The 19,348-nt window shown below is 61.8% G+C and carries 25 protein-coding genes and 1 pseudogene; 18 read left to right on the plus strand and 8 right to left on the minus strand.

All coding sequences use genetic code 11. The annotated features are described in order from the left end of the window. Positions 1 to 49: 49 nt before the first annotated feature. Positions 50 to 1,144: a YeeE/YedE family protein gene (locus ACZ5RT_RS05165; protein WP_464453732.1), complete on the minus strand. Its 1,095-nt coding sequence runs from the start codon at positions 1,142 to 1,144 to the stop codon at positions 50 to 52. Positions 1,145 to 1,354: 210 nt separating this feature from the next. On the opposite strand from ACZ5RT_RS05165, the gene ACZ5RT_RS05170 reads away from it, so the two are divergent. Together ACZ5RT_RS05170 and ACZ5RT_RS05175 are read left to right on the plus strand one after the other, a co-directional pair. Further along, on the plus strand, positions 1,355 to 1,825 hold the full coding sequence (locus ACZ5RT_RS05170) for a thioredoxin fold domain-containing protein (RefSeq protein WP_464453733.1): 471 nt from the start codon (positions 1,355 to 1,357) through the stop codon (positions 1,823 to 1,825). Positions 1,826 to 1,829: 4 nt separating this feature from the next. Then, positions 1,830 to 2,534, plus strand: a complete 705-nt coding sequence (locus ACZ5RT_RS05175) for a Crp/Fnr family transcriptional regulator (protein ID WP_464453734.1) — start codon at positions 1,830 to 1,832, stop codon at positions 2,532 to 2,534. 326 nt (positions 2,535 to 2,860) lie between these two features. Here the strand turns inward: ACZ5RT_RS05175 and ACZ5RT_RS05180 are convergent, their stop codons facing one another. Beyond that, positions 2,861 to 3,052, minus strand: coding sequence for a hypothetical protein (locus ACZ5RT_RS05180; protein WP_464453735.1), 192 nt, complete (start codon positions 3,050 to 3,052; stop codon positions 2,861 to 2,863). 106 nt (positions 3,053 to 3,158) lie between these two features. Here ACZ5RT_RS05180 and ACZ5RT_RS05185 point away from each other — a divergent pair, with 106 nt between their 5' ends. After that, the gene (locus ACZ5RT_RS05185) at positions 3,159 to 3,302 is read left to right on the plus strand and encodes a hypothetical protein (protein ID WP_464453736.1); all 144 of its coding nucleotides are present in this window, start codon (positions 3,159 to 3,161) and stop codon (positions 3,300 to 3,302) included. An 18-nt stretch (positions 3,303 to 3,320) separates the two neighbouring features. Further along, positions 3,321 to 3,644 carry a hypothetical protein gene (locus ACZ5RT_RS05190; protein ID WP_464453737.1) on the plus strand — a complete coding sequence of 108 codons (324 nt, stop codon included), beginning with the start codon at positions 3,321 to 3,323 and terminating at the stop codon, positions 3,642 to 3,644. 7 nt (positions 3,645 to 3,651) lie between these two features. Here the strand turns inward: ACZ5RT_RS05190 and ACZ5RT_RS05195 are convergent, their stop codons facing one another. Further along, positions 3,652 to 4,272 (minus strand): class I SAM-dependent methyltransferase, encoded by a 621-nt coding sequence (locus ACZ5RT_RS05195; protein ID WP_464453738.1) that lies wholly within the window; start codon positions 4,270 to 4,272, stop codon positions 3,652 to 3,654. Between the two features lie 83 nt (positions 4,273 to 4,355). Here ACZ5RT_RS05195 and ACZ5RT_RS05200 point away from each other — a divergent pair, with 83 nt between their 5' ends. The 4 genes from ACZ5RT_RS05200 (at position 4,356) to ACZ5RT_RS05215 (ending at position 6,118) form a co-directional block, all read left to right on the plus strand. Continuing rightward, a complete protein-coding gene (locus ACZ5RT_RS05200; RefSeq protein ID WP_464453739.1) occupies positions 4,356 to 4,751 on the plus strand; it encodes a rhodanese-like domain-containing protein in 396 nt (131 codons plus the stop codon). A 123-nt stretch (positions 4,752 to 4,874) separates the two neighbouring features. Continuing rightward, a complete protein-coding gene (locus ACZ5RT_RS05205) occupies positions 4,875 to 5,177 on the plus strand; it encodes a c-type cytochrome (protein ID WP_464453740.1) in 303 nt (100 codons plus the stop codon). A 119-nt stretch (positions 5,178 to 5,296) separates the two neighbouring features. Next, positions 5,297 to 5,608, plus strand: coding sequence for a hypothetical protein (locus tag ACZ5RT_RS05210; RefSeq protein WP_464453741.1), 312 nt, complete (start codon positions 5,297 to 5,299; stop codon positions 5,606 to 5,608). Between the two features lie 51 nt (positions 5,609 to 5,659). Further along, positions 5,660 to 6,118, plus strand: a complete 459-nt coding sequence (locus ACZ5RT_RS05215; protein WP_464454195.1) for an OmpP1/FadL family transporter — start codon at positions 5,660 to 5,662, stop codon at positions 6,116 to 6,118. Here the strand turns inward: ACZ5RT_RS05215 and ACZ5RT_RS05220 are convergent. Next, complete coding sequence (locus tag ACZ5RT_RS05220) at positions 6,112 to 6,594, minus strand: hypothetical protein (RefSeq protein ID WP_464453742.1); 483 nt, start codon at positions 6,592 to 6,594, stop codon at positions 6,112 to 6,114. The genes ACZ5RT_RS05215 and ACZ5RT_RS05220 overlap by 7 nt on opposite strands. Positions 6,595 to 6,609: 15 nt before the next feature. Here ACZ5RT_RS05220 and soxC point away from each other — a divergent pair, with 15 nt between their 5' ends. The 8 genes from soxC to ACZ5RT_RS05260 all read left to right on the plus strand — a co-directional run bounded on the left by soxC (position 6,610) and on the right by ACZ5RT_RS05260 (position 14,287). Further along, complete coding sequence (gene soxC, locus ACZ5RT_RS05225) at positions 6,610 to 7,944, plus strand: sulfite dehydrogenase (protein ID WP_464453743.1); 1,335 nt, start codon at positions 6,610 to 6,612, stop codon at positions 7,942 to 7,944. Next, positions 7,928 to 9,022 carry a c-type cytochrome gene (locus ACZ5RT_RS05230; protein ID WP_464453744.1) on the plus strand — a complete coding sequence of 365 codons (1,095 nt, stop codon included), beginning with the start codon at positions 7,928 to 7,930 and terminating at the stop codon, positions 9,020 to 9,022. The genes soxC and ACZ5RT_RS05230 overlap by 17 nt, the downstream gene beginning before the upstream one ends. A gap of 69 nt (positions 9,023 to 9,091) precedes the next feature. After that, on the plus strand, positions 9,092 to 9,547 hold the full coding sequence (gene soxY / locus ACZ5RT_RS05235; protein ID WP_464453745.1) for a thiosulfate oxidation carrier protein SoxY: 456 nt from the start codon (positions 9,092 to 9,094) through the stop codon (positions 9,545 to 9,547). A 55-nt stretch (positions 9,548 to 9,602) separates the two neighbouring features. Beyond that, complete coding sequence (gene soxZ, locus ACZ5RT_RS05240) at positions 9,603 to 9,914, plus strand: thiosulfate oxidation carrier complex protein SoxZ (RefSeq protein WP_464453746.1); 312 nt, start codon at positions 9,603 to 9,605, stop codon at positions 9,912 to 9,914. Between the two features lie 95 nt (positions 9,915 to 10,009). Further along, the gene (gene soxA, locus ACZ5RT_RS05245; RefSeq protein ID WP_464453747.1) at positions 10,010 to 10,795 is read left to right on the plus strand and encodes a sulfur oxidation c-type cytochrome SoxA; all 786 of its coding nucleotides are present in this window, start codon (positions 10,010 to 10,012) and stop codon (positions 10,793 to 10,795) included. A 13-nt stretch (positions 10,796 to 10,808) separates the two neighbouring features. Then, complete coding sequence (gene soxX / locus ACZ5RT_RS05250) at positions 10,809 to 11,465, plus strand: sulfur oxidation c-type cytochrome SoxX (RefSeq protein WP_464453748.1); 657 nt, start codon at positions 10,809 to 10,811, stop codon at positions 11,463 to 11,465. 63 nt (positions 11,466 to 11,528) lie between these two features. Beyond that, entirely contained in the window at positions 11,529 to 13,262 is a 1,734-nt protein-coding gene (gene soxB, locus ACZ5RT_RS05255) for a thiosulfohydrolase SoxB (RefSeq protein ID WP_464453749.1), read from the plus strand. Positions 13,263 to 13,288: 26 nt separating this feature from the next. Beyond that, a complete protein-coding gene (locus tag ACZ5RT_RS05260; protein ID WP_464453750.1) occupies positions 13,289 to 14,287 on the plus strand; it encodes an MBL fold metallo-hydrolase in 999 nt (332 codons plus the stop codon). A gap of 55 nt (positions 14,288 to 14,342) precedes the next feature. On the opposite strand, the gene ACZ5RT_RS05265 is transcribed toward ACZ5RT_RS05260, so the two are convergent. Continuing rightward, a complete protein-coding gene (locus ACZ5RT_RS05265; protein WP_464454196.1) occupies positions 14,343 to 15,689 on the minus strand; it encodes a sensor histidine kinase in 1,347 nt (448 codons plus the stop codon). Here ACZ5RT_RS05265 and ACZ5RT_RS05270 point away from each other — a divergent pair. Further along, a pseudogene (locus tag ACZ5RT_RS05270) lies at positions 15,582 to 15,827 on the plus strand (hypothetical protein); the annotation flags it as partial. The gene ACZ5RT_RS05265 and the pseudogene ACZ5RT_RS05270 sit on opposite strands and share 108 nt — an antisense overlap. On the opposite strand, the gene ACZ5RT_RS05275 reads toward ACZ5RT_RS05270, so the two are convergent. From ACZ5RT_RS05275 to ACZ5RT_RS05285, 3 genes are all read right to left on the minus strand, one after another. Then, complete coding sequence (locus ACZ5RT_RS05275) at positions 15,755 to 17,158, minus strand: sensor histidine kinase (RefSeq protein WP_464453751.1); 1,404 nt, start codon at positions 17,156 to 17,158, stop codon at positions 15,755 to 15,757. The pseudogene ACZ5RT_RS05270 and the gene ACZ5RT_RS05275 overlap by 73 nt on opposite strands. Positions 17,159 to 17,160: 2 nt before the next feature. Further along, a complete protein-coding gene (locus tag ACZ5RT_RS05280) occupies positions 17,161 to 17,580 on the minus strand; it encodes a response regulator (RefSeq protein WP_464453752.1) in 420 nt (139 codons plus the stop codon). 203 nt (positions 17,581 to 17,783) lie between these two features. Continuing rightward, positions 17,784 to 18,122 carry an ArsR/SmtB family transcription factor gene (locus ACZ5RT_RS05285; RefSeq protein ID WP_108427546.1) on the minus strand — a complete coding sequence of 113 codons (339 nt, stop codon included), beginning with the start codon at positions 18,120 to 18,122 and terminating at the stop codon, positions 17,784 to 17,786. Positions 18,123 to 18,249: 127 nt separating this feature from the next. On the opposite strand from ACZ5RT_RS05285, the gene ACZ5RT_RS05290 reads away from it, so the two are divergent. Next, complete coding sequence (locus ACZ5RT_RS05290; RefSeq protein ID WP_464453753.1) at positions 18,250 to 19,320, plus strand: efflux RND transporter periplasmic adaptor subunit; 1,071 nt, start codon at positions 18,250 to 18,252, stop codon at positions 19,318 to 19,320. The last annotated feature ends 28 nt before the right edge of the window (positions 19,321 to 19,348 follow it).

Genomic DNA, 19,348 nt, shown 5'->3' on the forward strand with positions numbered 1-19,348 from the left:
GGTCTTCTCCGTCAGGGTTAAAACGGCATGGTAGCGCTTTGGTCCGGGCTCAAGGCGCCAGCGCCGGGCTGGTTTGCTGCGCGATGGGTGCCGGCACCGGGCCGTCGATCCACCGGTCGGTGAGACCCGCCCCCACCCACATGCCCACCAGCGTGAGCCAGGCGGTCAGCGCAAAGATGGCCCCGCCGGTCACCCCGGCACCCACCGCACAACCGCCGGCCAGCATCGAGCCAAAGCCCATGAAGACGGCGCCCACGATGTAGCGGCGCATGCTGTAGCCGTCCTTGAAGCCTTCGAGCTTCCAGTCGCCACCGAGTATCGCGCCCACAAACGCGCCCAGAAACACGCCCGGCATCAGCCCGAATTCAAAGCCGATCGGCGGCGCCGGCCATTGCAGCACGCGCATCAGCCACTCGGCCGAGGGGCCGCTGAAGGTCAGGCCCTGGATCTGTACCGGGTCGAAGCTTTCGCGGGCCACCCATTGGCTAAAGCCCCAGGCCGCGGCCACCGTCAGGCCGGTGCCGATGCCGCCGACCCACATCCAGAAGCTGCGCACCGGGCTGCGCCAGATGAAGTAGAGCGCGGCGGCAAACCACACCAGACCGAACAGCAGACCGGCTTCGTGGCCCATGCCCACTCGTGCCAGCAGATCACGCGAGGGGCCGCCGTCGACCATCCACCAGCTGCTGATTTCGGAGCGCAATGGTGAGAGCGCACCCGACAGGGCCGACTGCGCCGTGACGGCAAAGATCAGCCCCGAGAGCAAGGCGCGCAAATTGCCGTTGGCCGAAAGTACCAGCAGGCGGCTGGCGCAACCGCGTGTGAGCACCATGCCTGCGCCAAACAGCAAACCACCCAGCAGCCCACCCGACAGGCTGCCGCGTGCTGCGATCTGCCGTGCACTGCTGGTGTCGAGCAGGCCATACAAGACGAGCGATTGCACGCCGACCACTGCTGCAGAGAAAGCCAGCAGCCAGACGCTGAGTTTTTCATCAAAGCGCCGATGCCAGAATTCGATGACAGCCGCGCGCAGGCAAAAGCGCGAACGCTGTGCCAGAAAGCCGAAGCCAAGACCCAGGATTGCGCCGCCTGCAGCAAGCACGCTGTTCGTGCCGTATGTTTCCACCCATTGCGACATGATCATGGCAGTCCCTTGTTTAAATTCGATTTGACTGATATATATCGTAAGTGCAGTCCAAATGCCAAAGCATGACATGTGTCAAGCCATGGGGTATCTGTCATGTTTTGACATCGCTTGACTTCGTTGTGGTCCGGCTGCCATCGAATCACTGTTTTCTTATATAAACGACGGATTGCGCTTGAAAACCATTCTCTTTGATGACATCGGTGATCCATGAACCACTTAGCCCGTCGCCGTTTTCTGGCTTTTTCTTTAGGCGCAGTCTGTGTCGTATCGGCTCGTGCCCAGACTGCTGCTGCATTGCCTGCTGCCCGCTCACTGTCTGATGAGTTGGCGGTTGCCCTGAAAGCTGGGCAGCCTCTCGTGGTCATGGTCAGCCTGGAGGGCTGCATCTTTTGCAAGATCGCCCGGCAGAGCCACCTGGTGCCCATGCATCGGCAGGGCCAGCCTATCGTGCAGCTGGACATGCGCAGCGCCCAGTTGGTCACCGACTTTGACGGTCGCCAGACCACGCACGACGAGCTGGCACGCCGCTGGAAGGTCTCGATCACACCCACGCTGCTGTTTTTCGGGCCTCGCGGCCGTGAAGTGGCCGAACGCATGGAGGGTGCCTACCAGCCCGACTTTTACGGCCCCTATCTGGAAGACCGCCTCAGCCGTTCCCGGGCGACGCTGAAGACCTGAAACCATGATTCCCATTAAGATCGAATCGGCGTGGCAGGGCACGTCCGACTGCCGCAGCTGCGGCATCCGCGACATGGTCCTTTTTGCCGACCTCAACGAACAGGACTTTGGCCAGATCCACACGCCCATTGATGACGTGGTGTATCCGCCGCAAGCCCTGCTTTTTGGCGAGGGGCAGGAGGCCAGGGGGGTGTTCACCATCCGCCAGGGCATGGTCAAGCTGGTGCGCTCGACCGTGGATGGCCGTGAGCGCATTGTGCGTGTGCTGCGCCAGGGCGATGTCTGCGGTATCGAGGCCATGGCCACGGCCCGATACGACACCGAGGCTGTGGCATTGGTCGAAACCAGCGTCTGTCGCATCCCGCTGTCGGTGCTGCACCATCTGGCAGCCCATTCGCCGCGTTTGCATCTGCGCCTGATGCAGAAATGGCAACAGGCGCTCAAGGACGCCGATGACTGGCTCGCCGAACTGAACTTTGGCAGTGCCCGCCAGCGGGTGGCGAGCCTGGCACTCAAGATGCGCGATCCCGAGCAACCACGACAGACCCGGTTCTTTGCACGCGAAGACATGGGGGCCATGCTCGACCTCAAGCTCGAAACCGTGAGCCGCGAGATCAGCGGTCTGGTGCGCGAGGGTGCCCTCAAGCCCCTGGACCGTCAGGGTCGTCGCTATGAAATCGCCGACGAACATGGCCTGATGCCGTTCTGACATCAGTGTTGTCTGAATGTGGACCAGGGGTCCCGGTGCAGCGCGGGCAGCGCACCTTTCAGCGGCCGAGTCGCTGCGATCCCCATTGCTCCAGCAGCCGCTGGTCATGGGCACTTTCGGCTTCGACCGAGTCCCGCGGCAGTTGGCGCAGGCATTCCTCCATGTCGCGCGGGTCAGGCGGTGCCGAAGGTGTGGAGGCGAGCCTTGCAGGAGCCGAACGACCATCCCAGGCAAAAGGGTTGCGAAAGGTCACAGGCTCTGGCTGGCAGTCATCCCTGTAGAGCGGCGGCGCGTTGGACGCAAAGGGCGAGAAGTCAATGGTTTTCTCAAAGACCAGTGGCTGGCCTGTGGGGGGGCGGCAATGGCGGCAGGCTTTCAATGGCCTGCTTTGCCAGCCGCTCGGCCACTTCCGAGGTGGACCATAGTGTCTGCAACCGCTGCAGTCGGCCATCGGGTGCGATTTCTACCCGAAAGCGCACCAGGCCCTGGTTGGGTCCTTCGACGACGGTGCCCATCATGCTTCGTACCTGCTGACCCCGACTGTGGCGGTACCCCTTGCTGTTCTTACGTGTGTAGCGTGCGGCAAAGGCCCAGTCCTCGGCACTGGGTGGCGGGGGCGCCGCCATGCTCATCGAGTTCGACTACGAGGGCAAGCTGGTGCCTTCGCTGCCCATGATCGAGCCGCTGCAGGACAGCTACTTTGCCTGGCTCATGAAATACGCCATGCTCAAGCCGGCCTACATGGCCGTGCTCAAGGGCCGGGTCTGATCGCAGGAGACGCACACCATGTATGAAATCTGGCTCGCCCTGAACATCGTTTACGAAATCGCGCTGGGCCTGCGGCCGGCGCTGCTGATCTTGCTGGGGATCTGGCTCGCAGTGCTGGTGGCCAATCGCCAGGGGCTGTGGGCGGTGCCCTTGACTCGTTTGCTGACGATCGCCGTCGTGGTGGCGGTGGCGGTGGGCGTGGCGCTGCCTTCGCTCACGCTGTCCTCATTCGGCAATTTCGGCTACTGGGTCGACTGGGCCAATTGGCTGGCCATGGCTGTCGGTGCCGGCGTGGCCATGGCCGTCGGGCTCTGGCCCTTGATGGCCCGACGCCAAGGTTGAAACCCGTTCACAGCGGCTTGCGCGCCGTCAGTCCCACCAGGGCCGAGCGGCCGTGGTGGCCGCTGCCTTTGGCCAGCTCTGCCTCGTAAGTGCGCAGGTCCAGCACCTCATAGCCGGCAAAGGCCTGCAGCAGCAGGGCTTCGTCGTACAGGTGCTCGCGCTTGCCGGGACCACCGGTGTTGTAGCGCAGCTGCTCATGGCCATAGCCCTGGATCACCAGCGTGCCACCGGGCTTGAGGCTCTCGTACATGCTGGCAAACAGCACGTCGCGCTCAGTCGGCGTGGCGAACTGGATGAAGATGGCCACCACGTTGTCCCAGCCCCCGGGCTGCCAGTCAAAGCCCTGCCAGTCGCTGCAGACCCAGTGAACCTGCACGCCACGCGCCTGCGACAGGGCGCATGCCTTGTTCAGCGCCACGGACGAAAAGTCAAAGGCATCGACCGCCAGGCCCTGTTCGGCCAGCCAGACGCCGTTGCGGCCTTCGCCGTCGGCCACGGCCAGGGCGCTGCCCGGGTGCAGGTGCGCTGCCTGCTGCTGCAGGTCATGGTTGGGGGTTTCACCAAAGAGGTAGCTTTCCTGCGCAAAGCGCTGGTTCCAGATGTTCAGGGGGTCTTGAAATCCGCTCATGCAGGGCTTTCCGAAAGTGCTATATATTCGTAAATGCTTATTTTTCAGGATCTTTGATCCAAGTCGTTTGAAAAGGAAATGGCATGACGCTCTGGCGCTTCTTGACCCCGGCCTTGCTGTCCGGTTTGATGGCCTGTTCGGATGGGCATGATCTGCCCAAGGTTAGCCTGGAGCAGGCCCGTGCTGACCACGAAGCCGGGCGCATTGTGCTGATCGACATCCGTGAACCCAAAGAGCATGCCACTGGAGTGGCGGCTGGCGCACGACTCTTGCCCATGAGCCAGCTCGGTCAGCGGCTGGGTGAAATTACGCAGTCCACCGACAAACCGGTATATCTGATTTGCAACACCCAGAATCGCTCGCAAGCGGTGCTGTCGGGCCTGGTCGAAAAAGGTTACAGGCATGTGTATTACGTGCAGGGCGGGATGAGCGAATGGGCTGGCCGCGGATGGCCTATGGTGGCACCAGCGGTTCAATAAACCTGATCGTCTCCGTGAAATCCCTTAACTTTTTGATCAGTTTGTAGCATCCCGAATGCGTTGTCTTCGATTAAATTAGCGTATGGTTATATTCAACCGATTTCTTTATCTCAAGGAGCAATCATGAAAGTCCTGTCGATCGCCATAGTCCTGACGGCAGCTGTTTCGACCCCCGCCTTTGCCAACTTGGCTCTGGCCCAGAAAAATGCCTGCATGGCCTGTCATGCGGTCGACAAGAAACTGGTGGGTCCGTCCTACCAGGATGTGGCCAAGAAATATGCCGGCACCGATGCGGCTGTGCTGGCCAAGAGCATCAAGGCTGGTGGTTCCGGCAAGTGGGGCCCGGTGCCCATGCCGGCTCAGGCAGCGCTCAGTGATGCCGATGCACTGACCCTGGCTAAGTGGGTCCTGGCGGGTGCCAAGTGATATCCATGCACTGTTGATTTTCTGAAAGCTCGTCTGGTACCCGAGTCTTTCTTTTGCCGCTCCCTGGCTGACCAGTGAGCGGCTTTTTTTCATCGTCGTTACAACAAGGAGATCCAACTATGCGCCAAGTCCTGTTGATTCTGGGTCTGAGCTGTGCTTTCGTCGCTCAGGCACAGCCCGAAATCTTCAAAGGTGCCGATCTTGCCCTGGGGGCCAAACTGATAGCCGAAAACAAGTGCGTGTCATGCCACGCCCAAAAAGTTGGCGGCGACGGAAATGCTATTTATAGGCCACAAGGGCGTATCAACACCCCGGGTTTCCTGCGCGGCATGGTCGAACAATGCAACACGGAACTGAATCTGGGTTTTTTCCCCGAAGAGGTCAATTCAGTCGCTGCTGTTCTGAATCGTGATCACTATAAATTTAAATAATTAATCTCTTATATAGGGTATCTCCTATATTTGCCGAGGCAAATTTATTTGATGATTTGCACCGGGGCTTCTTGGGTTGCGACGCCCAAGCTGCAGCTCGTGGCCGATGTCAAGCGCATCGACTGGTCGAGTGTCATGAAGAACTTCCGCATGACCTTCGAGTCGGCCCAGGGGATGGGCACCATGGGGTTCACCATGCCGCAGAACTGGAAAGACCAGACCGTGGTCTCGCTGGGGGGGGCATACAAGCTCGATGATGCCTGGACGTTGCGTGCCGGTCTCAGCCTGTCGAGCAACCCCGTGCCCGACGCGTACGTCCATCCACTGTTCCCGGCCATCGTCAAAAACCATTACACGGCGGGCTTTGGCTACCGTTTCAGCAAGAGCACTTCCCTGGATGCTGCGATCTCGCACGCGCCCAAGGTCACTGTTCACGCGGGCATGCTCGGCGGCGCACCCATCACGCACAGCCAAACGAATGCCCAGTTGATGCTAAGTGTGCGTTATTGAGACAACTTGGGCGGTGCAACATCGGGTTTGTACTGATGGGGCACCGGCTTCCGTGTAATTTCCGATTCAGCTACGACGCTTAAGCTAAATATCAGTGAATTCAAATATAAGAATTTAATTGAATGGAACACACGCTGGACGAAATGCAAGCCGTGTTCTAGAGGGCCGCCGAGTGGTTTGGCGTACTGTCGACACCGCAGCGCCTGCGCATCATCAGTACGTTGTGCCAGGGTGAGAAAAACGTCGGTCAATTGCTTGAGGAAATGAATGTTTCCCAGCCCAACATGTCTCAGCAGCTGAGCTTGATGTACCGGGCGGGTCTGGTGGTTAAACGGCGCCAAGGTGTGCAGGTTTTCTACAGCATCGCCAATGATTCGGTCGTTGCGGTGTGTCGTGCGGTTTGTACCCAGGTGGCCATCGAGCTGCCGGTGAACTGAAAAAAAGATCCCTACAAGGAGTTCGAGGTGGAACAACACAAAATATCTGGAAGGGTGCAGAAGGCACCGGAAAACTTTCTGGACCAGAGCGGCATCCGCACCGTGTTTACCGAAGGCAAGAAAGGTCGACGCGATTTCATACGCAGTGCGTTTGCTGCTGCAGCTGCTGGTGCAGCGGCCCCGATGGCTCTGGCACAAGGCAATCCGGTGCCGACGGAGGGTGGCGATCCCAATATCCTTAAATTGCCCGAGCACAGCACTGGCCTGGGCCAGGGCGTGGCCGTCGAAGGCTACGGCAAGCCCTCCAAGTACGAGGCCAATCTGCAGCGTCGTCAGAGCCCTGGCCTGACGCAAACCACCCAGGCTTCGGTGTCGTTTGCGCCGCTGCAGTCGCTGTTTGGCATCGTCACGCCCAGCGGACTGCATTTCGAGCGCCATCACCAGGGCTGGTGGGACATCGACCCGTCCAAGCACCGCCTGATGATCAACGGCATGGTCAAGACCCCCAAGGTCTTCACCATGGACGAGATCATGCGCCTGCCCTCGGTCTCGCGTTTTCACTTCATCGAGTGCGGTGCCAATACCGCAGTCGACTGGGGCAATGTGGCCGTGCCCACGGTGCAATACACCCACGGCATGCTCTCGTGCAGCGAGTTCACCGGCGTACCGCTGATCACGCTGCTCGAGATGGCCGGTGCCGACCTCCAGAAGGGCAAGTTCGTCCTGGCCGAAGGCGCAGACGGTTCGTCTATGACCCGCACCATCCCGATGAGCCTGATCACCTCGGGCGAGGTGCTGGTCGCTTTTGGTCAGAACGGCGAAATGCTGCGCCCCGAAAACGGCTACCCGCTGCGTCTTGTGGTGCCAGGCGTGCAGGGCGTGAGCTGGGTCAAGTACCTGCGCCGCATCGAAGTGGGTGACATGCCCTATGCGGCCAAGGACGAGGCGGTGCATTACATTGACCTCATGCCCGATGGCACCCACCGCCAGTACACCAACATCCAGGAATGCAAGAGTGTGGTGACCACGCCTTCGGGTGGCCAGGTGCTGCTCGACAAGGGTTTCTACAACATCACCGGCCTGGCTTGGTCTGGCAAGGGCAAGATCAAGCGCGTGGATGTTTCGGTCGACGGTGGCCGCAACTGGCGCACCGCCCGGCTCGAAACCCCGGTGCTGTCCAAAGCACTCACTCGCTTCAACATCGACTGGGTCTGGGACGGCAAGCCCGCCATCATCCAGAGCCGTGCGCAGGACGACACCGGCTTTGTGCAGCCGACCTACCAGCAGCTGCGCAAGGTGCGCGGCACGCGCTCGATTTATCACAATAACGCCATCCAGTCCTGGCTGGTGCAGGAAAACGGTGAGGTGAAAAATGTCCAGCTTTCGTAAGGCGATCCTGAGTCTGGCGCTGCTGGCCACGGTGGGTGTGGCCATGGCCCAGTCCAGCAAGTACCCCGGCATCGGCCGTGTGGCGACCGACAAGGAAGTCAAGGCCTGGGACATCGATGTACGCCCTGACTTCAAGGGTCTGCCGCCCGGTTCTGGCTCGGTGGCCAAGGGCCAGGATGTGTGGGAAGGCAAGTGCGCCCATTGCCACGGCATCTTTGGCGAGTCCAACGAGGTGTTCAGCCCGCTGGTCGGCGGCACCACCGCCGAGGACGTTAAGACCGGCCGTGTGGCCAACCTCTCGCGCACTGACTTTCCAGGCCGTACCACCCTCATGAAGGTGGCCACGGTGTCCACGCTGTGGGACTACATCAACCGGGCCATGCCCTGGAACAACCCCAAGACGCTGAGCACCGAAGAGGTGTACGCGGTCACGGCCTTTTTGCTGAATCTGGGCAACATCGTGCCTGACAACTACGTGCTGTCGGACAAGAACATTGCCGAGGTGCAGGCGCGCATGCCCAACCGCAACGGCATGACGACCCAGCACGCGATGTGGCCTGGCAAGGAGTTTGGCGGTACCGCCAAGCCCGATACGGCCAACACCCTCTGCATGAAGGACTGCGCGCCCGAGCCCAAGCTGGCTTCGCTGCTGCCGGACTTCGCCCGCAATGCGCATGGCAACCTGGCCGAGCAAAACCGCATCGTCGGTCCGCAGCGTGGCGCCGACACCAGCAAGCCCGAAGGCAAGGCCGGTGCACCGGTGTCGGCAGCGCCCGCAGCGGCTGTTGTGGCAGTGGCCACCCCACAAGCGGCCGGTGGTGGCAGTGACAGCAAGGCGGTCATCGCCTTGCTCAACAAGCACAGCTGCACGGCTTGCCATGGTGTCGACAAAAAAATCGTCGGTCCTGGCTTCAACGAGATCGCCAAGAAACACAGCGGCAAGGTGGACTACCTGGCCGAGAAAATCAAGAAGGGCGGTGTGGGTGTCTGGGGACCGATTCCGATGCCTGCGCAGTCGTTGCCCGAGGCTGAAGCCCGTCGGATCGCCGAATGGATTTCCAAGGGGGCCAGCAAGTGATTCGGGGTATTCCCGTGGCACTGCTGAACCTGTTTCAATAGCATCATCGATCACTAAAGGAGATTTCAGATGCAAAACCGTCGCGAGACACTCAAGCAAAGCGCTGTGGTGGCCGGCCTGCTGGCTACGGCTGGTTTCCCCCAGTTCGCCCACGCGGTCTTCAACAAGGCTGCCTTTGACGCCAAAAGCGTGCAGGACACCGTCAAGGCTGCCGGTGGCACCAGCCTGGCCGAAAGCAAGGACGTGACCATCACCGGTCCGGACATCGCCGAAAACGGCGCCGTGGTGCCGCTGGGCGCCTCTACCGCCATGTCAGGCGTCAAGCACATGCTGATCTTGGTCGAGAAGAACCCCGCCGCCCTGGTGGCCATGTTCCATGTGAGCGATGCTGTAGATGCCAGCTTCTCCACCCGCGCCAAGATGGGCCAGTCGTCCGATGTGTACGCCGTGGCCATCATGAACGATGGCAAGGCCCTGTGGGCCAAAAAGGAAGTCAAGGTCACGCTTGGCGGTTGCGGCGGCTAAGCCTTTGAACGCAAGACTTCATTCACCGATTTACTGAAAGATTGAGGAGAAAAACATGGCAGATCCGATGCGTATCCGCGCTCAGGCCTCTGGCGACAAAGCCACTGTGCGCGTGCTCATGAGCCACGAAATGGAATCCGGTCAGCGTAAAGACGCGGCTGGCAACACCGTGCCCGCCTGGTTCATCCAGGAAGTGACCGCCACCCACAACGGCAAGCAGGTCCTTGCTGCCGAATGGGGTCCGGCTGTGTCCAAGAACCCGTTCCTGCAATTTGTCGTCAAAGGCGCCAAGGCTGGCGACAAGATCGCCGTGACCTGGAAGGACAACAAGGGCGCCACGCGTACCGACGAAGCCACGGTGTCCTGACCGGACTGGCCGGCCAGAGGGTGAAGACCACATTCGGGGGACTTCACCCTTTTTCCATTCATAACCACGAGGTGACAATGAACAAGCATTCCAGGATGGCCCTGACCATCGGCGTGGCGCTCGCAGCCGGTTCGGCGTGGGCGCAGAAATCGGCGAGCGAAGGCATTGACGAATACCGTGCCATGCTGCAGGACGGCAACCCGGCAGACCTGTTTGAAGCCAAGGGCGAAGACCTCTGGAAGCAAAAGCGTGGCCCCAAAAATGCCTCGCTCGAAAAGTGCGACCTGGGCAAAGGCCCCGGCGTGTTCAAGGGTGCTTTTGTCGAACTGCCGCGCTATTTTGCCGACACCAACCGCGTGCAGGACCTCGAGTCGCGCCTCGTGACCTGCATGGAAACCCTGCAGGGCTTCAACGCTGCCGACATTGCCAAGACCCCGTTCGGACGTGGCGAGATGGCCAATGTGACCGCGCTGGCGACCTGGATCGCGGCCGAGTCCAAAGGCATGAAATTCAACCTGCCCTACAGCACGGCGCAGGAAAAGACCTTCTACGAAGTCGGCAAGCGCCTGTTCTTCCAGCGTGGCGGCCCGCATGATTTTTCCTGCGCATCCTGTCACGGTGAAGAAGGCAAGCGCATCCGCCTGCAGGACCTGCCCATCCTGACCAGGAACCCGGGCGACGGTGTGGGCTTTGCCGCCTGGCCGGCCTACCGCGTTTCCAATGGCCAGATGTGGAGCATGCAGCTGCGCCTGAACGACTGCTACCGTCAGCAGCGCTTTCCCTACCCGGGCTTTGGCAGCGACGCCACGATTGCCCTGTCCACCTACCTCGGTGTGAATGCCAAGGGCGCCAAGTCGGTGGCCCCGTCCATCAAGCGCTGAACGGAGACATTGCATGAACAAGAACACCCAACTCATCCTGGCGGCTCTGGCGTCTGCGCTGGTGGTGGCCGGTTGCGCCACCGGCCCCTCGGTGGCCGAACTCAATACCCTGACCGACCAGATCGTCAAGGCGTCCTTCCGTGACCAGGGCATTGCCAAGGTCGACCGCGTGCTGGCGACCGACGAGACCAACCGTGTCTGCAGTGAGGCCGATGTGGCCGGCAAGCCGCTCGACGAGAAAACGGCCAAGCGCATCGAGGAAGCCAACATGAAGTCCATCAAGTGGCCTTCAGACGGCAAGTTTCTCGGTGACTGGAAAGAGGGCGAGAAGATCGCCCAGAGTGGCCGCGGCCTGACCTGGACCGACGATGCGAAGACCGTCAACGGTGGCAACTGCTACAACTGTCATCAGATCAGCAAGGAAGAAATTTCCTTCGGCACCATCGGTCCTAGCCTTTACCACTACGGCAAGATCCGCGGCGTGACCGATCCGAACAGCGCAGCGGCCAAACCCATCGTGGAATACACCTGGGGCAAGATCTGGAATTCCAAGGCCTACAACGCCTGCTCCAACATGCCGCGTGCGGGTCATGCCGGCATCCTCAATGAAGCCCAGGTGCGCCACATCGTGGCCCTGCTGCTCGACCCCAACTCGCCGGTCAACAAGTGATCGGCCCATGAACCCGGCACGGCCGGGTTTTTTTGCCTTCCAAATATCAGTGGTTGCCAATTCATGAATCTCTCCAAACGCGAATTCCTGCAAGTGATGGGTGCCGGCACCATGGCCGGCATGAGCCTGGGCCAGTACGCCGAGGCCAGCGCCGCCACCGCCGCCAATGGCCTCTACGACATCCCGAAGTTCGGCCAGGTGTCCTTCCTGCACATGACCGACTGCCACGCGCAGCTCAAACCCATCTACTTCCGCGAGCCCAACATCAACCTCGGCATCGGCTCCATGAAAGGCCAGCTGCCGCACCTGGTGGGCGAGCACCTGCTCAAGGTCGCCAAGGTGCGCCCCGGCACGGCTGAAGCGCATGCGCTGACCTACCTCGATTTTGAAAAGGCGGCCAAACGCTACGGCAAGGTCGGCGGCTTTGCGCACCTGGCCACGCTGGTCAAGCGCATGAAGGCCAGCCGCCCTGGTGCGCTGCTGCTGGACGGTGGCGACACCTGGCAGGGCTCGGGCACCTGCCTCTGGACCAACGGCCAGGACATGGTCGACGCCTGCAAGCTGCTGGGCGTGGACGTGATGACCGGCCACTGGGAGTTCACGCTGGGCATGGAACGCGTGAAAGAGATCGTCGAGAAGGACTTCGCCGGCAAGGTCGACTTTGTGGCGCAGAACGTCAAGACAGCCGACTTTGGCGACCCGGTGTTCAAGCCCTATGTGATCCGCGAGATCAACGGCGTGCCCTGCGCCATCATCGGCCAGGCCTTCCCTTACACGCCGATCGCCAACCCGCGCTACATGGTGGCCGACTGGGAGTTCGGCATCCAGGACGAGAACATGCAGAAGATGGTCGACGAGGCCCGCGGCAAAGGCGCGCAGGTGGTCGTCGTCCTCAGCCACAACGGCATGGACGTGGACCTGAAGATGGCCAGCCGTGTCAGCGGCATCGACGCCATCATGGGCGGCCACACGCACGACGGCATGCCGGTGGCCACCCTGGTGTCCAACAAGGGCGGCAAAACCATCGTCACCAACGCCGGCTCCAACGGCAAGTTCCTCGGTGTGCTCGATTTCGACGTCAAGGACAAGAAGGTCAGCGACTTCCGCTACAAGCTGCTGCCGGTGTTCTCCAACATGTTGCCGGCCGACCGGGAGATGGACGCGCTCATCACCAAGATCCGCGCCCCTTACGAAAAGCAGCTCAATGAAGTGCTGGCCGTGAGCGAAGGCCTGCTGTACCGCCGCGGCAACTTCAACGGCACGGGCGACCAGCTGCTGGTCGACGCGCTGATGGATGTGCAGGGCGCCGATCTGGCGTTTTCACCGGGCTTTCGCTGGGGCACCACGCTGCTGCCAGGCCAGGCCATCACCCGCGAGTGGCTGCTGGACATGACCGCCACCACCTACTCGTACGCCACCGTGACCGAGATGAGCGGCGAGATGATCAAGACGGTGATGGAAGACGTGTGTGACAACCTCTTCAACCCCGACCCCTATTACCAGCAGGGCGGCGACATGGTGCGTGTGGGCGGCATGAGCTACGCGGTGGATCCGACCGCCAAGATGGGCAGCCGCATCAGCGACATGCGCCTCAAGGGCCAGCTGATCGAGGCCGGCAAGAAGTACAAGGTGGCCGGTTGGGCGCCGGTGGCCGAAGAGGCCCGCCACCAGAAGCTCAAGCCGGTCTGGGAAGTCGTCGAGCAGTGGCTCAACGCCCAGGGCGGGAAGGTGGGGGCCCGCAAGCTCAACGCGCCCAAGGTCAGTGGTGTGGTGCCCAATCCGGGTTATATGGCCTGAAGCCAGTTGCAGGGGAGTCCGACAACATGAAGCGTCGTCATCTGTTGACTGCCGTTGCTGCCACCGGTGTGGCGGCCGTCTGGCCCGAAGCCCGCCTGCTGGCCCAGCAGGTGCAGGACTTTGTCGAGGGCCCGCCCATGAAGGACATCCCGGCGCAGCAGCTGTCCCGTCGGGTCTGGATGATCTATTCACCCGACGGGTTCCCGACCCCCGAGAACCGCGGCATGATGTCCAACGTGGTCTTCGTGGTGACCTCTGCCGGTGTCGTGATCCTGGATTCGGGCAGTTCGCTGCAGATCGGTGAAATGGCCATCCGCATGATTCGCAAGGTCACCGACAAGCCGGTGGTGGCGGTCTTCAACAGCCACTACCACGGCGACCACTGGCTGGGCAACCATGCTTTCGTCAAGACCTATGGTGACAAGCTGCCCATCTACGCCTTGCCGCACACCATCGAGCAGATCAAGGGGGCTGAAGGCAACCTCTGGCGCAGCCTGATGGAGCGCTGGACCAACCAGTCCACGGCAGGCACGAAAGTGGTGGCGCCCAACACCGCGGTTCACCACGGTCAGACCTTGACGTTTGGCGACACCACGCTGCGCATGCATCACTATGGCAAGGCCCACACCCCTTCAGACCTCTGCATGGAGGTGGTGGAAGACCGGGTGACCATGGTGGGCGACATCGCGATGACCAATCGCATCGCCAACATCGACGATGGCTCCTATCCCGGCACTTTCAAGTACTACGAGGCCCTGCAGAAGGCCGCGGGCGAGCAGCTCTGGGTGCCTGGCCATGGCGAGGCCCGCAAGGATCTGCTCAAGTCCTATGGCGACTTCATGGCCGGCATCTGGGACAACTGCCTGCAGGCGGTCAAGGACGGCAAGAGCGAGTTCGAGGCCAAAGCCATGGTGCTCAAGGACCCTCGTGTCTCCGCCCGCGCCAAAACCATGCAGGGCTTTGACGGCAACATCGGCAAGTACACCAGCCTGGCGTATCTGGAAGCGGAGAAAGAGGCCTTCTGAAGGTTGATCTGCAGTCTGAAAGGCTTCGGGAGGCAGCGGTCAAATTGATTTTGGCTCAGCCCCGTATCCCTTGAGACGGCAGTGTCATGCGCACCCTGGCGCCGCCGTGCTGGTTGTTGTCGAGGGTCAGGCTTCCCTGAAACTGGGCCAGGATGCCCCGCGTCATGGTCAAGCCCATGCCCGCCAGTGCGTCAGTGGTGGGCAGCTTGTTGGCCTGGATGGGCGCCAACCAGTCCGGCGAAAAACCGGGGCCCGAGTCGCTGACTTCTATCCAGGCCTGGGAGCCGGACGCAGCCAGCACCAGGCTCACACTGCGGCGAGGCTGACCCTGTACCGCCTGCATGGCGTTGCGCAACACCTGAACCAGGGCCTGGGTCAGCGGCAGCCGCTCGGCGTGCACACACAAGGGGGTCGATGGCACTGAGACATGCAAGGTGACGCCCTGGTACATCAACTCCTGACGCAACAGGTCGTGGGCATCTTGCACGACCGCTTGCAGTGGCTCCGTTGCCGCTGGCGCTGCACCTGGCTTGGGGCGCAGGAAGTTGCGAATGTGCTCCACCATGTCTGCGCTGCGGCGCAAGCCTTGCACCACTTGTGCCAACGATGTTTTCACCTGCTGCACATCTGGCGATGTCGTCTGCAGCATGCGGCGCGCGATTTGAACCTGCAGCAATGTGGCCGTGAGTGGCTGCAAGATGGCATGCCCCAGCGAATTGGCCAGCGCGCCCAGTGTGTGCTGCCGGTCCAGCAGGGTCAGGGCCTGGCTGCGTTCATGCCATTGCTGGGACTGCCACTGTGCCTGGCGCAGCGCCATGTTGTGGCGCAGCGAGCGTTCCAGCGCCAGGCCCCAATACCCCAAGTAGGACAACAGCAGCGTGAAGAACGCAACACCGCCCAGGAGGTGACTGACCAGACTGTTTTGCAAGGTCTGCAAATTGGCCTGGCCCCGCACCGTCGCCACGGCAGCGAGCACCATGCTGGCGGTCATCAGGCCATAGCCCAGGGTCATGAACCAGGCGTTGCGGCTGCGCTCCTGGCGCGCCAGTAGCCATGCCGATGCCGTGAGGATCGACAGGCCCACGCAGTTGACCAGGCGCACCAGCACCGCCAGCTCCTGCGCGCCTTTGTCGGCGAAGCCCAGTTCAATGACCGCCCCATAAGCCAGCACCACGGCCAACAGCCATGGCCAGCCCCAGGTGCGCTTCAAGTCCATCCGCAAAGACTGGGACAGCACCAGAAATGAGCCCAGAAACAGGGCCTGAGCCACGCTGTAACTCCAGACATCGGGCATCTGGCCGCGCAGACTGATCAGCCACACACTCACGCCCACCAGTGTCCCACCCCAGCACCACCACAAGCTCGCGCCTCGCCGCGGCCGTCCCAGCATCATCCAGGTCATCACCGACAACAGCAGGAACAGCAAAGCACTGACCCTGAACACCGTGATGATGTCGAGTGGGTTGTTCATGCCGCATCTCCCGTGGCCGCAGGCATGGACAACACGACTTCCAGCCCGCCTTGCGGGTGGTTGTGCAGTTGCAATTGCCCCTGGTGGCGGGTCACGATCTCGCGCGAGATGGCCAACCCCAGGCCCATGCCTTCATGGCGTGAACTTTGGAAAGGCTGACCCCAGCGCTCGATCAGCTCATCTGGCATGCCTGGCCCTGCATCACGGATCACCAGCAAGACCCGGTCATTTTGCGCCTCGCAGCGCAGCCACAGGCGTCGGTTGGGGCACTCTGCCATCGCCTGCAGCGCATTGCGCAGCAAGTTGATCACCACCTGCGAAAAGCCCAACCCATCGCCCACACACCACAAGGGGCGTGGCGACCGCTTGTGCATCAGCTGGACCGACAGGCGCAGACAGTCAGGCGCCATCTGCTCCAGCGCGCGGTCCAGCACGGCTTGCAGGTCGACCCGTTCGTGGTGCTGCACCACCAGCTCGTTTTCGCCACGGATGCGCTGCAGGATCCGCACGGTGCGCTCGACGCCGATTTCGATTTGATCGAGCAAGCTCAACAGCATGGGGCTGGCTGCCGGGGCGATGGCCCATTGGCGCTCGGCCATTTGCGCGTTCATCGTGGCCGCCGTCAGAGGCTGGTTCAACTCATGGGCGAGCGAGCCCGACACGATCGCCATGCGCCCGTGCCGGTCCAGGTGCGTCAGTTGTGTATTCAGCAGTTGGGTTTGCAGGGCTGCCTGCTGGGCTTGCTGAGCCTGCAGCTTGTCGCTGGCCGCCGTGTCCAGGACCATGCCCACGTAACACACATGGGTCACCACGGTCATGAGCAGGACCACCAGCGAAATCACGCTGGCGTCCCAGGTGTTGCTGAAAGGGCTGGGGTCCACGATGTGACCGGCGGTCCACACGCTGTGGGCCATCAGCGACAAACCGACCACCAGGTGTGCGCCGGCGATCAATGCGGCATTGGCGCTGTGGATGTGCCGTGACAGGCGCCAGGCCCAAAAAGCCGTGTACACGCCCAGAACGCCCAGCGTGAACCGGAACAACACGCCGCGCCAGGCATCGGATGCCCACTCGAACAAGGCGCTGTAAAACAACAAGGCCAGCAGCATGCGAACCGTCCAACCTGCGGCGCTCCAGGCTTGCCCCAGACTCATGCGCAGCGATTGGGCACTGCACACAAAACAGCCGATGATGAGCGTGTTGGCCAGATGAAAACTCACCACTGTCGGCACCTTGGGGCGCAGGCCCAGCAGCACAATGCCCACGCCGGCCATCAGGCCACCCAGGCACCACATGTCTGCGGCCCAGCTGCCCTGCCTGGGCAGAATCAGCCACTTCATCATGGGCAACACCAGGAACAGCGCGGTGGCCAGCAGCAGGGTGGTCTGGCTGTCGAACATGCTCAGTGTCCGAACAGGGCAGTTTCCAGGGACTCCAGGCCGAAGGGTTTGGCCAACAAGGTCACCCCTTGCAGATCCGTGGACCGTGTATGCAATGTCTCTTCGAGCGCCGCAGTGATCATCACCAGGCGCAGCTGGGGCTGCAGGCGGCGCAAGGCCACCACCAGGTCAATGCCGTTCATGCCCGGCAGGTTCAGGTCCAGGACCACCGCCTGCAGCTGCGCCTGCGTTCCGTCCGGGAGCTGCAAGAGCAGTTGACCCTTGTGGGTCTGCAGCGCCTGGAGCAAGGATTCGGCGCTGTGGTGCACGCTGGTGGGCACGCCTTGAAAGGAGAGCAGCATTTGCAGAGCCTGTGTGATCTGCACCTCATCGTCCACCAGGGCCACACACTGCGGCAGTGCCTGGGTTTCACTTGTTTCCATTTGCACCATGCCTTGAACCTTTTATCTCTGCCCATGCTCGAAGGCAGCATCATAAAAGATGCCCATGGGGTGCACGGGACTGCGTCATGAAATGCATTTGTGTGTTTCATGAGGTGCCCGAATCACCGGTGTCGGCTCACCCGTGTGGGTCGGGTGATTCAGCGCACGGACTTGTTCACCGAGCGGACTTATTCTGGCCTGCGTCAGGACAGCGAAGTGAAGGCTGCGCGGCGTCCGGCTGACTTTTCCATTTGGCGGGCGATGTTGCCGCAGACCAGGTCGCACAGCGCAAAAATTGAGGGATCGGCGATGCGGTAGTAGGCGCTGGTGCCCCGGCTTTCGCGCTCGACCAGGCCTTGTTGGGTCATCAAGGCCAGGTGGCGTGAAACGTTGGCGGCGGTGAAGCCACACATCTGGGCCAGCTCGCCCACATTGCGCTCACCCGAGCGCAGGATGTTGAGAATTTGCAGCCGTGTGGGCTCGGCCAGCACCTGGAAGTAGGCCGCAACTTCCACCAACGCGCCTTCTGGCAACTGTTCCATGGGGGTGCACTCCTGAGGTTGGGGGGATTGTTTCATGGGTGGATGAACCGTGTTGTTTTTTATTGTATCATTGCATAATCAAGCAATCAGTTAAATTATCAAATAACAATTGATAAAGGACCAATCCATGCAACGCTCCTCCCTGCTGACCTTGGCCATGGGTGTATCCCTTGTCACATCCTTCTGGGCGCAAAGCACGGCCATGGCCGCCGATGCGGCGTCCTTGAAGGTGATCACGGTGCAAAGCAGCGCGGCGGGTCAGGCCGACAGCAGCCTGGATGCCGTGGTCGAGGCGGTCCGCCAGACCACCTTGTCCACCCAGGTGGCCGGTGCGGTGGTGGCCTTGCGCGTCAAGGCGGGCGATCAGGTCAAGGCCGGGCAGGAGTTGCTGCGCATCGATGCGCGTGCCGCCCAGCAAGGCGTGGTGGGGTCTACGGCCCAGGTTGAGGCGGCGCAGGCCCAACTGGCTGTGGCCAGCCAGGAACTGGCGCGGCAAAAACAGCTGCTGCAAAAACAGTACATCAGCCAGGCCGCGTTTGAGCGTGCACAAGCCCAGTGGGACGCGGCCAAGGCGCAGGTGAAAGCCATGCAGGCCCAGACCCAGGCCGCACAAACGCAGTCGGGGTTTTTCATCGTCAACGCGCCCTATGCCGGTGTGGTGAGCGATGTGCAAGTCACTTTGGGTGACATGGCCATGCCGGGCCGGGCCTTGATCACCCTGCACGATCCGTCGGCTTTGCGCGTCACGGCGGCGGTGCCTCAGGCCATGCTGGCTTCGGTGGGGGCCCAGCCCAAGGCGGTCCGTTATGAACTGCCCGGTGTGGCGGGCCACAGCACGCCGCAAGTGCCGCAGCAGGTGCAGGTACTGCCCTCCGTGGACCCGGTCACGCACACCGGTCAGGTCCGTCTGGGTTTGCCCGCTGGCATCGAGGGGCTGGCCCCGGGCATGTTTGCGCGGGTTTGGTTGCCAGGTGCTGTCAATGGCAAATCTGTGGCGCCGCGCCTGTATTTGCCCGCCAGCGCCATCGTGCGCCGGGCGGAGATGACGGGGGTCTACGTGATCAATGCCCAGGGCCAGCCCAGCCTGCGTCAGGTGCGACTGGGGCAGACGGTGGGCGAGCGGGTGGAGGTGCTCAGCGGCTTGCGTGCCGACGACAAAGTGGCTGCCGAGCCGCAACTGGCGGGCGCGGTGCGCTGAAAGGGCTTGGACATGAACGAGCCCCGCC

The organism is Limnohabitans sp. TEGF003 (assembly GCF_055395455.1).